Below are 12,314 nucleotides of genomic sequence, written 5' to 3' on the forward strand. Positions count from 1 at the left end.
CCTCAGAGCCCGTACGCCTCCAGCAGGCGCAACCACACCTCGCTGATCGTCGGGAACGACGGCACCGCGTGCCACAGCCGGTCCAGTGGCACCTCGCCGACGATGGCGATCGTCGCCGAATGCAGCAGCTCCGAGACGTCCTGGCCGACGAACGTCACACCCAGGAGCACGTTCCGCTTCGTGTCGACGACCATCCGGGCCTTGCCCGTGTAGCCGTCCGCGTGCAGGGACGAGCCGGCCACCGCGATGTCGATGTCGACGACGCGGTCCGCCGAGCCCGGGCGCGCGTCCGCCAGGCCGACCGCCGCCACCTCCGGGTCGGTGAACACCACCTGCGGCACCGCGTGGTGGTCGGCCGTCGCCGTGAACGGGCTCCACGCGTCCGTCGAGACCGGCTTACCCGCCGCCAGCGCCGCGACCGTGTCCCCCGCCGCGCGGGCACCGTACTTGCCCTGGTGGGTCAGCGGAGCCCGGCCGGTGACGTCACCCGCCGCGAACAGCCAGTCACCGTCCACTGCGGACACGCGGCCGGTGTCGTCGACCTCCAGGGGCTGCCCGGGCTCGATGCCGAAGCGCTCGAGCCCGCTGGTCGCCGGGCGGCGGCCGGTCGCCACCAGGAACTCGTCGACGACGAGCGCGGAGCCGTCCTTCAGCGTCAGCTCGGTCCCGAACTGCCCGGCGGCCACCTGCGAGACGCCCGACTCCGTGTGCACGTAGACGCCCGCTTCGCGCAGCCCGTGCAGGACGAGGTCGCCGGCGAACGCGGCGGTGCGCGGCAATGGCCGCTCGCCGGTGATCACCAGGTGCACCTCCGAGCCGAGCGACGCGAACGCCTGCGCCATCTCGACGCCGACCACGCCGCCGCCGAGGACGCCGAGCCGCGCCGGCACCGAGGACGCCGACGTCGCTTCCCGGGAACCCCACGGCCGGATCGAGTCGAGCCCCGGGATCGGCGGGGTGCTGGGCACGCTGCCGGTGCAGACGATCACCGCGTGCCGCGCGGTCAGCACGCGGTCGCCGCCGACGGTCACCTCCCGCTCGCCGGTGATCTCGCCGTGCCCGCGGACGGGCTCGATGCCCACGCCGCGCGCCCAGTCGACCTGCCCCGAGTCGTCACCCTTGCCGGTGAACCAGTCACGGCGCGCGAACACCGCCGCCGGGTCGATCCGGTCGCCGACCGGCACGCCGGGCATGCGCTTCGCCGCGGCGAGGAGATTTCCCGGCCGCAGCAACGCCTTGCTCGGGATGCAGGCCCAGTAGGAGCACTCGCCGCCGAAGCGTTCGTGCTCGACGAGGGCGACCTTGAGGCCTCCGCGAGCCGCTCGTTCGGCGGCCACCTCCCCCACCGGACCCGCGCCGATCACCACTACGTCAAAAGTCTCTCCAGCCATGGGGTTCAGCGCACACCACGACGCGGGATCACGCAAGCCAGCGGCTATCCTCCGTCAGGAAGCTGCAAGTTGTCGGCGGCACCGGTGCCGTCGCGGCCCGGTGCGCGCGAACACATCACACGTTCGAGCACGGGAGGTTTGTCGTGGCCAGGAACACGGCGGTACAGGTGCTGGATGATCTGACCGGCGATCCCGCGGCGGAGACCGTCGGGTTCGGGCTGGACGGCATCGACTACGACATCGACCTCTCGTTCGCCAACGCCGAAGCGCTGCGCGCGCTCCTGCAGCGCTACGCCGACGCCGGGCGCCGCACCGGCGGCCGCAAGAACCGCCCGCGAATCGTCCCCGGCGCGAAGAAGACCCCGCCGGCCGCGAAGCCCAAGGCCGCGCCCGCCAAGCCCGCACCGGCGAAGACCACGCGCACCAAGAAGGCCGCAGAGCCGAAGAGCACCACAAGGGCGGCCGCGCGCAAGGTGCCGACCGTCACCTTCTCGGCAGCCGAATAAGTCCACAGTAGACAGAGCGCGCCCCGGGTGTCGTGAGTGGTAAGGCGAGTTAGAACCCTCCTTACCACTCACGACCAGCCGCGGTAGAGGGCCCGGGCCGGATGGCTCAGGCCGCGCGCTGGGCGCCGTCGGCGTGCCAGGAGGGGTAGTGGTAGCGGGTGTGCAGCAACGCCCGCTGCCGCGCCAGCTCGGCCGCGGACGGCGGCCGGGGCACCAGCGTCCCGAGCCGCTGCGACGCCGCCGCCCGCACGGCCGCCTCGACCGCCGGGAACCCGGGCCGCAGGCCGTGCTCGGCCAGCGACGCCACCGGGCTGCGGTGCGAGTCCAGCGGCCGCGGGTCCGGCGGCGCGCTGGTCAGGTAGCGGCCGACGAGCCCGGCCGACGTCTCGACCAGCAGCGTCGAGTGGGCCAGCAGGCCGGTCTTGGTCCGGAACACGGCGAACCCGCACAGCTTCGCGTCGCCGACGAACAGCCCGCGGTCGCCGATCCGCGGCACCAGCCCGAGCTGGTCGACGGCGGCGCTCATCACCTGGCCCAGCGCTTCCAGCGGCCGGTCGGCCGGGCCGGGCAGGACCAGGGTGACGTTCAGGTTGCCCGGGTCGTGGAACACCGTGCCGCCGCCGCTGGCCCGCCGCAGCACCGGGACGCCGTCGCGGGCGCACTCCTCGACACGCACTTCGCGCGCGATCCGCTGACCGCGGCCCACCACGACGCAAACCGGGTTGCGCCAGAGCCACAGCACGGGTGACCCGGGCGCAACCCGGAGGAGCGCTTCGTCGAAAGCGAGATTCTCGGCCGGATCCGTGAACGCCGCACGAACATCCGACCCGGTCGTCATAGCGCCTTGAGTTCCTCCACGATCTCGCCCACCGACGACTTGGCGTCCCCGAAGAGCATGCTGGTCTTCGGATCGTAGAACAGGTCGTTGTCGATGCCGGCGAAGCCCGAGCTCATCCCGCGTTTCAAGACGATCACGGACCGGCTCTCGTTGACCTTCAGGATCGGCATCCCGTAGATCGGCGAGCTCGGGTCGGTCTGCGCGGCCGGGTTCGTGACGTCGTTCGCGCCGATCACCAGCGCGACGTCGGTCTGGGCGAACTCGGAGTTGATCTCGTCCATCTCCTTGAGCTGCTCGTACGGCACGTCGGCCTCGGCGAGCAGCACGTTCATGTGCCCGGGCATGCGGCCCGCGACCGGGTGGATCGCGTACGCGACCGTAATGCCCTTCTTCTCCAGCAGCTTCGCCATCTCGCGGACGGTGTGCTGCGCCTGCGCCACAGCCATGCCGTAGCCCGGCACGACGACGACCTTGCTGGCGTAGGCCATCTGGATCGCCGTGTCGGCCGCGCTGGTCGAACGCACCGGGCGGGCTTCCTTCGTCCCGGCGCCGGCCGCCACCGCCGGGCCGCCGCCGAAGCCGCCCGCGATGATCGCCGGGATGGACCGGTTCATCGCCTTGGCCATCAGGTTGGTCAGGATCGAACCGGACGCGCCGACGATCATGCCGGCCACGATCAGCGCCGTGTTGTCCAGCGCCAGGCCCATCGCCGCCGCCGACAGCCCGGTGAAGGCGTTGAGCAGGGAGATCACCACGGGCATGTCCGCGCCGCCGATCGGCAGCACCACGGTGAGGCCGAGGATGCCCGCCGCGACGAGCAGCCCGATGATCAGCAGCTCGCTGTCGCCGCCGGTGATGATGAGCACCGCGCACACGACCGCGATCGCCAGGAGCAGCAGGTTGACCGGCTGCTGCAGCTTGCCGAGGGTGATCGGGCGCCCGCTGATCAGCTCCTGGAGCTTGCCGAAGGCGACGTTCGAGCCCCAGAACGAGATCGAGCCGATGATCGCGGCGAACAGGGACGCGATCGAGATGTAGAGCGGCTCGTGCGCGTAGCCGTCGGTGTGGTTGAACTCGACCCACGCGATGAGCGCGACCGCGCCGCCGCCGACGCCGTTGAACAGCGCCACCATCTGCGGCATCGCGGTCATCTTGACCTTGCGCGCCGACGGGACGCCGACGACCACGCCGATCCCGACGCCGAGCGCGATCAGCACCCAGTTGCCCATCCCGGGGGTGAGCAGGGTGGCGATGACGGCGATGCCCATGCCCACCGCGGCGATCCAGTTGCCGCGGACGGCGGTGCGCGGGCCGGTGAGGCCCATCAGGCCGTAGATGAAGAGGGCGAACGCGATGATGTAGAGGATCGCGATGAAGTCGGTCACTTCGTCTCCTCCTCATCGGCCGGAGCGGGCTTCTTGGCCTTGAACATCGAGAGCATCCGGTCGGTGACCAGGAAGCCGCCGACGACGTTGATCGTGCCGAAGGCGATCGCGATCACCAGCAGGATCTTGTTGAACACGCCGTCGACGCCGAGGCCGAGCACGACCAGGCCGCCCAGCAGCACGATGCCGTGGATGGCGTTGGTGCCCGACATCAGCGGGGTGTGCAGCGTGTTGGGCACCTTCGAGATGACGGCGAAGCCGACGAACCCGGCGAGCACGAGCACCGCGAGGTTCTGCACCAGGGGACTCACGACGGGCTCCCTTCGCGCCCGGCCACGCAGGCACCGGCGACGATCTCGTCTTCGAAGTTCAGCTCCAGCGCGCCTTCCTTCGTCACGAGCAGCTCCAGCAGCTCGACGACGTTGCGGGCGTACAGCTCGCTGGCGTGCGAAGGCATTTCGGCGGGCAGGTTGAGCGGGGAGGAGATGGTGACGTCGTGCTCCACGACGTCCTCGCCCGGCCTGGTCAGCTCGCAGTTGCCGCCGGTCTCGCCCGCGAGGTCGACCACGACCGACCCGGCGGGCATGCCCTTGACGGCGTCCGCGGTGACCAGCGTCGGTGCCTTGCGGCCCGGCACGAGCGCGGTGGTGATCACGACGTCGAACTTCGTGATGGCTTCGGTGAGCCGCCGCTGCTGCTCCTCGCGCTCCTCCGGCGTCAGCTCGCGGGCGTACCCGCCTTCGCCGACCGCCTCGATGCCGAGGTCGAGGAACTGCGCGCCGAGCGACTTGACCTGCTCGGCGACCTCGGGCCGCACGTCGTAGCCGGTGGTCTGCGCGCCGAGCCGTTTCGCCGTGGCCAGCGCCTGCAGGCCGGCGACACCGGCGCCGAGCACCAGCACCTTCGCCGGCGGGACGGTGCCGGCCGCGGTGGTGAGCATCGGGAAGAACCGCGGGAGCTTCTGCGCCGCGAGCAGCACGGCGCGGTAGCCGCCGATGCTGGCCTGCGACGACAGCGCGTCCATCGCCTGGGCCCGCGAAATCCGCGGGATCGCCTCCATCGCGAACGCGCGCAGGCCCGCTTCTTCGAGCTTCGCGAGCCCGTCCGGGTTTCCGCGCGGATCGAGGAAGCCGACGAGCACGGCGCCCCGGCTCAGTTTCGCGACTTCCCCCGGCGAAGGCGGGTTGACCTTCACGACGATCGGCGCGCCCCAGGCGTCGCCGAGTTCGGCGCCCGCTTGGGTGTACGCGTCGTCACTCAGGTGCGCACCGGCCCCGGCGCCCGGCTCGACGACGACGCGCAGCCCGCGCTGCACGAGCCGCCCGACCAGTTTGGGCACCAGGGCCACCCGCCGCTCCCCGGGGCGTGACTCGGCCACCACACCCACGGTGAGCTGCTGACTCTGTTCGCTGTCCGTCACACGACCTCCTCATCGGCGAGGCACGATCCGAGGGTTGTACCACGCCGGACCGACAGTCCCCAGTGACGTGAGTCGCAAGTCTCCCGGTTGTGCCGGGAAATACGAACGTCGTGCGGGAAACGTTCAGGCCGATTTCCAGTGCGGCACGCCGAGCAGCACGAGACGCAGCCGTTTTTCCGCCGTTCCGGTGATTTTCGCGTCGTCACCAGGGCGGGCTTCCAGCAGTTCGACAATGGTCGTCAGCATCACGGAAACGATCAAGTCGGCCAGCATGTGCAGGTCTTCGGTGCTCCACGAGCGCAGCGGCGCGAACCGGGCGAGGTCGATCGCGAGGTCGCCGGAGAACAGCCGCAGCTCGACGCCGATCGCGCGGGCGAGCGGGCCGCCGCCGTAGCGCTCGCGGGTCAGGAACCGGAAGTGGTCCTCGTTCGCCCGGACGAACTGGTGCACCGTGGCCACCGAGGCGCTGATCATCCCCTGGTAGGTGTCGGGATCGGTGCGGGCGGAGCGCATCATGCCGCGCAGCGTGCGCGTGGTCTCTTCGACGAGCGCGACGCCGAGTTCCTCCATCGAGGCGAAGTGCCGGTAGAACGCCGTCGGGACGATGCCGGCACCCTTCGCGACCTCGCGCAGGGAGAGCGTGGCGAACGGGCGGTCGGCCAGCAGTTCGAGGGCGGTGTCCAGCAACGCCTGGCGGGTGCGCAGTTTGCGCTCCTGGCGGCTCACCGGCGTCAGTGGTTCGGACACGTCTTCCAGCGTACGGGTGTCCACCGCGTTGCTCACGTCACATCCTCGGGGTCTCGCGTTGACAGGCTGTCCACTCCTGCAGTGCACTGTTGAGTGTACAGTCGTTCACTGTAATCGAGGAGGTTCCCGATGACGGCGCTCATCCCCCGGCGGGTGCGCGGTCTCGCCTCGCTGGCCGAGGCGCTGCTGACGCCGCACGGGATGGACCGGTACCTGGAGCTCGTCGACCCGATGCTGGTCCGCCGCGAGATCCGCGGGCTGGTCACGGCGGTGCGCAAGCAGACGCCCGACAGCGTCACGCTCACCGTGCGGCCCAGCCGCGCGTGGCCGGGCTTCACCGCCGGCCAGTACGTCCGCCTGCAGGTGGAGATCGACGGCGTCCGGCGCACCCGCTGCTATTCGCCGTGCGGTTCGCAGTACGACGGCGAGCTGGAGTTCACAGTCAAGGAGCAGGGCCTGGTCTCCGGGCACCTGAACCGCACGATCGGCGTCGGCTCGGTCGTCAATCTGTCCACTCCGGACGGTGGCTTCACCCTGCCCGCCGAGCGCCCGGACCGCGTCCTGCTGATCGCGGGCGGCAGCGGGATCACGCCGGTGCTCGCGATGGCCCGCACCCTGGCCGACGAGCGGCACCCCGGCGAGATCGTGTTCGTGCAGTACTCGAACGGCCCGGCCGACGCGCTGTACCGCACGGAACTGGCCGAGCTCGCCGCCCGGCACCCGGGGCTGCGGGTCGTGCACGCCTACACCCACTCGAAGGGTGGCGACCTGAACGGGTTCTTCTCGCCGGAGCACCTTTCGCGGGTCGCGCCCTGGTTCCGCGACGCGGAGGCGTTCGTCTGCGGCCCCCAGCCGCTGATGGACGCGGTGCGCGAGCACTTGGGTGAACGCGTGCACACCGAGGAGTTCACGCCGCCGGCGTTGACCTTCGACACGGCGAACGCGGAGGGCCAGGTGCGCTTCAAGCGCAGCGGCCGCGAGTGCGCCAACTCGGGCAAGCCGTTGCTGGAGCAGGCCGAGGAGGCCGGGCTGTCGCCGGAGCACGGCTGCCGGATGGGCATCTGCTTCTCGTGCACCCAGCTGAAGACGGCCGGGCGCGTCCGCAACGCGCGCACCGGCGAGGTTTCCGGCGACGAAGACGAAGAAATCCAGCTCTGCATCTCCGTCCCGGTCGGGGACGTCGAGATCGACGCTTAGAGGAGAATGTCATGACCGGTCTGCAGGACCGCCTGACCCCGGAACAGGTCGAGGAGTTCGGCCGCGAGCTCGACGCGCTGCGGCAGCGGATCGTCGACGACCTGGGCCAGGAAGACGTCGATTACATCCACAACATCATCAAGACGCAGCGCGGCCTGGAGGTCGCCGGGCGGGCGCTGCTGTTCGCCGGGTTCTTCCCGCCTGCGTGGCTCGCCGGCGTCGGTGCGTTGTCGCTGGCCAAGATCCTGGACAACATGGAGATCGGCCACAACGTGATGCACGGCCAGTACGACTGGACGCGCGACCCGGCGCTGAGCTCCCAGCGGTTCGAGTGGGACACGGTGGCGCCGGCGGAGAACTGGCGGCACTCGCACAACTACATCCACCACACGTACACGAACATCGTCGACAAGGACCGCGACGTCGGCTACGGCATCCTGCGGATGGACAAGGCCCAGAACTGGCACCCGTACTACCTGGGCAACCCGGTGTACGCGACGCTGCTGGCGATCTTCTTCCAGTGGGGCGTCATGCTGCACGACCTCGAGGTCGAGAACGTCGTCAACGGCTCGCGCACCTGGGCCGACAACGTGCCGGTGCTGCGGAAGATCGTGCGGAAGGCGTCCCGGCAGGTCGGCAAGGACTACGTGCTGTTCCCGCTGCTGACGGGCCCGCTGGCGCCGCTGACGTTCCTGGGCAACGCGACGGCGAACCTGACCCGCAACCTGTGGGCGTTCGCGATCATCTTCTGCGGCCACTTCCCGGCGGACGTCGAGAGCTTCACCGAGGAGGAGACGGCGTCGGAGTCCCGCGGCCAGTGGTACCTGCGCCAGATCCTGGGTTCGGCGAACATCAGCGGCGGCCCCCTGTTCCACATCCTGAGCGGCAACCTGTCCCACCAGATCGAGCACCACCTGTTCCCGGACATCCCGGCGCGCCGCTACCCGCAGATCGCGGGCGAGGTGCGCGCGATCTGCGAGAAGTACGGCCTGCCGTACCACACAGGACCGCTGCGCAAGCAGCTCTGGTCGGTGGCGAAGAAGATCGTGAAGCTCGCCCTCCCTTCGACGCCGTCGCCGACTACCGTGGAACCCGACCGGCAGCTCCGAGCAGCGTGAGGGTGACATGGTGGGCCAGTTCGAACGAGAGAAGGACACCCTGCAGGTGATCACCGAATCAGCGGCGACGCACGTCGGCAACATCGTCTCGATCATCACGGGAGCGATCCGCGACGTCGCGAGGGAGACGGGCGACTGGCTCACCGACGTCATCGAGATGCGCGAAGCGGCGCAGCGGGCCCGGGAGGACGACCCGGACACGCCCTGACTCCGACGCGTGCCGCGAATGACTCATTCGGGACGTCCGAGGTCCCGAATGAGTCATTCGCGACGTCGTCCCCGCGCGGGTTCCCGGGCCCGGGTCCGGGGGAAAACCGGATGGGCCCACCGCCCCGGCCGGGCGAAACTGAACCGGTGACCAGCCCCCACCCCCTCCGCCGCATCCTCGGCCCCGTGGCCGCGCGCGACTTCTGGGCCGAATACCTCTGGCTGTGCCTCGCCGGCCCGCTCACCGTCTTCTCGCTGCTCAGCTTCCTCGCCATCCTGGCCGTCGGCCTCTGGCTGACCCCCGTCCTCCTCGGCTTCCTCGTCCTCGCCGGCGCCATCTTCTACGCCCGCGGGCTCGGCGCCGCCCACCGGACGCTCGCGAAAGCCCTCCTCGGCGTCAGCGTCCCGGCCCCCGGCCGCCCCGAACTCAAGCCCGGGCTCTGGAGCTGGGTGAAGGCGCGCGTCGGCGACGCCGCCGGCTGGCGCGCCGCCGGGTACCTCCTCCTGCGCCTCCCCATCACCTTCGCCGGGCTGTTCACCGTCATCTCCGCGACCCTCTACGGCCTCGCCGCCACCAGCTTCGCCTTCGTCTGGTTCCCCCTGGGCGAACGCGAGCTCCCGACCTTCGGCATCCGCGCCGACCACTGGCCGGGCGCCCTGGCCTGGTCCGCGTCCGGGCTGCTGGTCCTCATCGCCCTCCCGTGGGTGACGCACGCCTTCGTCGCGCTCGATCGGCTGCTGGTCGTCGGCCTGCTCGGGGAACGGGTGCTGTCCGAACGGGTGCGGGACCTCGAGGCGAGCCGGGCGACCGCCGTCGAGGACGCCGCTCTGCGGCTGCGGCGGATCGAACGGGACCTGCACGACGGGGCGCAGGCCCAGCTCGTCGCGCTGGCCATGAAGCTCGGGCTGGCCAAGGACGAGCTGGCCGACGTCGACCTCCCCGAGGTGAAAGCGCTGGTCACGGCGGCGCACGCGAACGCGAAGCAGGCGTTGACCGAGCTGCGGGACCTCGCCCGCGGCATCCACCCCGCCGCGCTGGACGCGGGTCTCGACGTCGCCCTCGCGACGCTGGTCGCCACCAGCGGGATCGACGCGCGGGTCGCGGTGGACCTGCCGCGGCGGCCGCCGCCGTCGCTCGAAACCATCGTCTACTTCAGCGCCGCCGAGCTGCTCGCGAACGCCGCCAAGCACGGTGGGACGACGCTCGTCCAGGTCACCGAGGAGCGGGACGTCCTGTGGCTGCGGGTGTCCGACGGCGGCCGTGGCGGCGCCCGGCTCGTCCCGGGCGGCGGGCTGGCCGGCGTCGCCGAACGGCTGCGGACGGTCGACGGCGAGCTGACCGTCGCCAGCCCGCCGGGCGGTCCGACCGAAGTGACCGCGCGGGTGCCGCTGTCCCGCTAGGGTCGCGGCATGCGGATCGTCATCGCGGAGGACTCCACCATCCTGCGCCAGGGGCTCGTCGAGCTGCTGACCTTCCGCGGCCACGAGGTCGTCGCCGCGGTGAAGGACGCCGAAGCGCTGCGGGCCGCGGTCGAAGGCCACACCCCCGATGTGTCCATTGTGGACATCCGGATGCCGCCGACGCACACCGACGAGGGCCTGCGGGCGGCGATCGCCCTGCGGCGCGAGCTGCCGGGCTGCGCGGTGCTGCTGTTCTCCCAGTACGTCGAGACGAAGTACGCGGCCCAGCTGCTGGCCGACCGCGCGGGCGGCGTCGGCTACCTGCTGAAGGACCGCGTCGCCGAGGTGTCGGACTTCCTCGACGCGCTCCGCCGGGTCTCGGACGGCGAAACCGTGCTCGACCCCGAAGTCGTCAGCCAGCTCTTCTCGGCGACGCGGCGGACCGACGCCCTCGGCGGCCTCACCCCGCGCGAACGCGAGGTGCTGGGCCTGATGGCGGAGGGCCGGTCGAACTCCGCGATCGCCGCGAAGCTGTTCCTGTCGGCCGGATCCGTGGAGAAGTACGTGACGTCGATCTTCGGCAAGCTGGGCCTGCCACCGTCCGAAGGGGACAATCGCCGGGTGCTCGCGGTGCTGCGCTACCTCGAAACCTGAGCCTAGGCTGGGACGCATGTACTCCACCGAGATCGAGGTCCGCACCGGCACCGGCGCCGTCGTCCACGACCTCACCCACGAGGCCGAAGCCTTCCTCCGCGACGCCGACGCGACCGACGGGCTGCTGCACGTCTGGGTCCCGCACGCCACCGCCGGGCTGGCCATCCTGGAGACCGGCGCCGGCAGCGACGAAGACCTGCTGGCCGCGCTCGACGAGCTCCTCCCCCGCGACGGCCGCTGGCGGCACCGGCACGGGAGCCCGGGTCACGGCCGCGACCACGTGCTCCCGGCGCTGGTGCCGCCCTACGCGACGATCCCGGTGCTCGGCGGCGTGCTGGCGCTGGGCACCTGGCAGTCGGTCTGCCTAGTGGACACCAACCTCGACAACCCCGTCCGCAAGGTGCGCTTCAGCCTCCTGGCGGGCTGACCGGCCCGGCCACAGCGTCACCAGCAGGCCGGCGGCGAGCAGGGCGCCGAGCACCCACAGGGCGGTCGTGACGTCGGGTGCGCCCGGCACGCCCTGCAGCAGGCTGCGCAGCCCCTCCGCCGAGAACCGGAACGGCGTCCACGACCACAGCAGCGCGCGGTAGGCCGGGTTCAGCAGCTCCGGCACCTGCCCGGCCACCGCGGGCGCGACCAGGTACAGCGGCGCCAGGACGGCCATCGCCCGCAGCCCGAGCAGCCGCAGCAGCCCCGCCTGCAGCGCCGCGAACGCCGTGGCGGCGAGGAAGACGAAGCCGAGGACGTCCGCGGTCAGCGGCAACGCCGAGTCCCAGAGCGCGAAGAACCCGGCCACCACCGCCGTGATCAGCACGCCGGCGCCGACGACCTGCAGGAACCGTGCACCGGCCCCGATCATGCGGCCGGTCCGCCGAGCGAGCTGGGTCAGTGCCAAGCCCGCGATGAGGGCGCCGATCCAGGCCAGCGCGCTCGCGGCCAGCGGAGCGACCCGGCCCGCGAGGCTCACCGGGTGCAGCACCTCCTGCTTCGGCGGGCCGGCCAGTGCGGTCGCGGCGCCGGTCAGCGCCTGCTGCGCGACCTGGGTGCCGGCCGGGTTGACCGCCCCCGACGTCACGACCGTGGCCGCCCCCGGGGCGAGTTCCAGCACGCCGTAGACCTTCTTGTCCTCCAGCAGCCGCCGCGCTTCGGCCGGGGTCGCGACGGTCCAGGCCAGCTGGCCGCCGCCGTGGGCGGCGACGCGCTGCGCGATCTCCGGCGGCGCGGCCACGGCGACCGGGACGCCGTCCGGCGCGACGGTGGCCTGCGCGCCGAAGGTGAGGAATCCGAGCACCACCGCCACCAGGGCGCCGGCCACGGCGGCGACCAGGGCGAGTGCCCCGACGGGACGGGTCATCACTGCCTCCATTTATTCTTCGCATGTTGAATTACGCCCCAAGGTACGACCCGGCCTCCCGGAAGTCAACACGTGTTGAATAGTGGCACCGGTAGC

Annotated in this window: 14 protein-coding genes; 7 read left to right on the forward strand and 7 right to left on the reverse strand. The window is 71.4% G+C overall.

The window, feature by feature from the left end; genetic code table 11:
• Positions 1 to 2 precede the first annotated feature (2 nt).
• The gene (locus tag OO60_RS18540) at positions 3 to 1,391 is read right to left on the reverse strand and encodes a dihydrolipoyl dehydrogenase family protein (protein ID WP_033261769.1); all 1,389 of its coding nucleotides are present in this window, start codon (positions 1,389 to 1,391) and stop codon (positions 3 to 5) included.
• 143 nt (positions 1,392 to 1,534) lie between these two features.
• On the opposite strand from OO60_RS18540, the gene OO60_RS18545 reads away from it, so the two are divergent.
• A complete protein-coding gene (locus OO60_RS18545) occupies positions 1,535 to 1,897 on the forward strand; it encodes an Lsr2 dimerization domain-containing protein (RefSeq protein WP_033261770.1) in 363 nt (120 codons plus the stop codon).
• Positions 1,898 to 2,003: 106 nt separating this feature from the next.
• Here OO60_RS18545 and OO60_RS18550 read toward each other — a convergent pair whose 3' ends face one another.
• The 5 genes from OO60_RS18550 to OO60_RS18570 all read right to left on the reverse strand — a co-directional run bounded on the left by OO60_RS18550 (position 2,004) and on the right by OO60_RS18570 (position 6,323).
• Positions 2,004 to 2,735 (reverse strand): lipoate--protein ligase family protein, encoded by a 732-nt coding sequence (locus OO60_RS18550; protein ID WP_033261771.1) that lies wholly within the window; start codon positions 2,733 to 2,735, stop codon positions 2,004 to 2,006.
• Complete coding sequence (locus OO60_RS18555) at positions 2,732 to 4,120, reverse strand: NAD(P)(+) transhydrogenase (Re/Si-specific) subunit beta (protein WP_033261772.1); 1,389 nt, start codon at positions 4,118 to 4,120, stop codon at positions 2,732 to 2,734. Before OO60_RS18555 ends, OO60_RS18550 begins: the two co-directional genes overlap by 4 nt.
• A complete protein-coding gene (locus OO60_RS18560) occupies positions 4,117 to 4,422 on the reverse strand; it encodes an NAD(P) transhydrogenase subunit alpha part 2 (protein WP_033261827.1) in 306 nt (101 codons plus the stop codon). The genes OO60_RS18555 and OO60_RS18560 overlap by 4 nt, the downstream gene beginning before the upstream one ends.
• A gap of 5 nt (positions 4,423 to 4,427) precedes the next feature.
• Complete coding sequence (locus tag OO60_RS18565) at positions 4,428 to 5,540, reverse strand: Re/Si-specific NAD(P)(+) transhydrogenase subunit alpha (protein WP_004560326.1); 1,113 nt, start codon at positions 5,538 to 5,540, stop codon at positions 4,428 to 4,430.
• 123 nt (positions 5,541 to 5,663) lie between these two features.
• Positions 5,664 to 6,323: a TetR family transcriptional regulator gene (locus OO60_RS18570; RefSeq protein WP_004560327.1), complete on the reverse strand. Its 660-nt coding sequence runs from the start codon at positions 6,321 to 6,323 to the stop codon at positions 5,664 to 5,666.
• 93 nt (positions 6,324 to 6,416) lie between these two features.
• Between OO60_RS18570 and OO60_RS18575 the strand changes: the two genes are divergently transcribed.
• From OO60_RS18575 to OO60_RS18600, 6 genes are all read left to right on the forward strand, one after another.
• Positions 6,417 to 7,484: a ferredoxin reductase gene (locus OO60_RS18575; protein WP_004560328.1), complete on the forward strand. Its 1,068-nt coding sequence runs from the start codon at positions 6,417 to 6,419 to the stop codon at positions 7,482 to 7,484.
• 11 nt (positions 7,485 to 7,495) lie between these two features.
• Positions 7,496 to 8,602 (forward strand): fatty acid desaturase family protein, encoded by a 1,107-nt coding sequence (locus OO60_RS18580; RefSeq protein ID WP_004560345.1) that lies wholly within the window; start codon positions 7,496 to 7,498, stop codon positions 8,600 to 8,602.
• 7 nt (positions 8,603 to 8,609) lie between these two features.
• Positions 8,610 to 8,810: a hypothetical protein gene (locus OO60_RS18585; RefSeq protein WP_004560346.1), complete on the forward strand. Its 201-nt coding sequence runs from the start codon at positions 8,610 to 8,612 to the stop codon at positions 8,808 to 8,810.
• A 110-nt stretch (positions 8,811 to 8,920) separates the two neighbouring features.
• Positions 8,921 to 10,210 (forward strand): sensor histidine kinase, encoded by a 1,290-nt coding sequence (locus OO60_RS18590; protein WP_033261773.1) that lies wholly within the window; start codon positions 8,921 to 8,923, stop codon positions 10,208 to 10,210.
• Between the two features lie 9 nt (positions 10,211 to 10,219).
• A complete protein-coding gene (locus OO60_RS18595; protein ID WP_003061456.1) occupies positions 10,220 to 10,864 on the forward strand; it encodes a response regulator transcription factor in 645 nt (214 codons plus the stop codon).
• 16 nt (positions 10,865 to 10,880) lie between these two features.
• Positions 10,881 to 11,291, forward strand: a complete 411-nt coding sequence (locus tag OO60_RS18600; protein WP_003061453.1) for a secondary thiamine-phosphate synthase enzyme YjbQ — start codon at positions 10,881 to 10,883, stop codon at positions 11,289 to 11,291.
• Here the strand turns inward: OO60_RS18600 and OO60_RS18605 are convergent.
• Positions 11,229 to 12,218: a YhgE/Pip domain-containing protein gene (locus OO60_RS18605; RefSeq protein ID WP_003061450.1), complete on the reverse strand. Its 990-nt coding sequence runs from the start codon at positions 12,216 to 12,218 to the stop codon at positions 11,229 to 11,231. The two genes, OO60_RS18600 and OO60_RS18605, sit on opposite strands and share 63 nt — an antisense overlap.
• Positions 12,219 to 12,314 lie beyond the last annotated feature (96 nt).

The organism is Amycolatopsis vancoresmycina (assembly GCF_000716785.1).
Lineage (GTDB): Bacteria > Actinomycetota > Actinomycetes > Mycobacteriales > Pseudonocardiaceae > Amycolatopsis > Amycolatopsis vancoresmycina.

What these genes read in the sequence shown, in the direction of transcription:
- OO60_RS18540 (WP_033261769.1), bottom strand. Translation starts at nt 1,391, where the DNA reads ATGGCTGGAGAGACTTTTGACGTAGTGGTGATCGGCGCGGGTCCGGTG.
- OO60_RS18550 (WP_033261771.1), bottom strand. Translation starts at nt 2,735, where the DNA reads ATGACGACCGGGTCGGATGTTCGTGCGGCGTTCACGGATCCGGCCGAG.
- OO60_RS18575 (WP_004560328.1), top strand. Translation starts at nt 6,417, where the DNA reads ATGACGGCGCTCATCCCCCGGCGGGTGCGCGGTCTCGCCTCGCTGGCC.
- OO60_RS18580 (WP_004560345.1), top strand. Translation starts at nt 7,496, where the DNA reads ATGACCGGTCTGCAGGACCGCCTGACCCCGGAACAGGTCGAGGAGTTC.
- OO60_RS18585 (WP_004560346.1), top strand. Translation starts at nt 8,610, where the DNA reads ATGGTGGGCCAGTTCGAACGAGAGAAGGACACCCTGCAGGTGATCACC.
- OO60_RS18590 (WP_033261773.1), top strand. Translation starts at nt 8,921, where the DNA reads ATGGGCCCACCGCCCCGGCCGGGCGAAACTGAACCGGTGACCAGCCCC.
- OO60_RS18595 (WP_003061456.1), top strand. Translation starts at nt 10,220, where the DNA reads ATGCGGATCGTCATCGCGGAGGACTCCACCATCCTGCGCCAGGGGCTC.
- OO60_RS18600 (WP_003061453.1), top strand. Translation starts at nt 10,881, where the DNA reads ATGTACTCCACCGAGATCGAGGTCCGCACCGGCACCGGCGCCGTCGTC.
- OO60_RS18605 (WP_003061450.1), bottom strand. Translation starts at nt 12,218, where the DNA reads ATGACCCGTCCCGTCGGGGCACTCGCCCTGGTCGCCGCCGTGGCCGGC.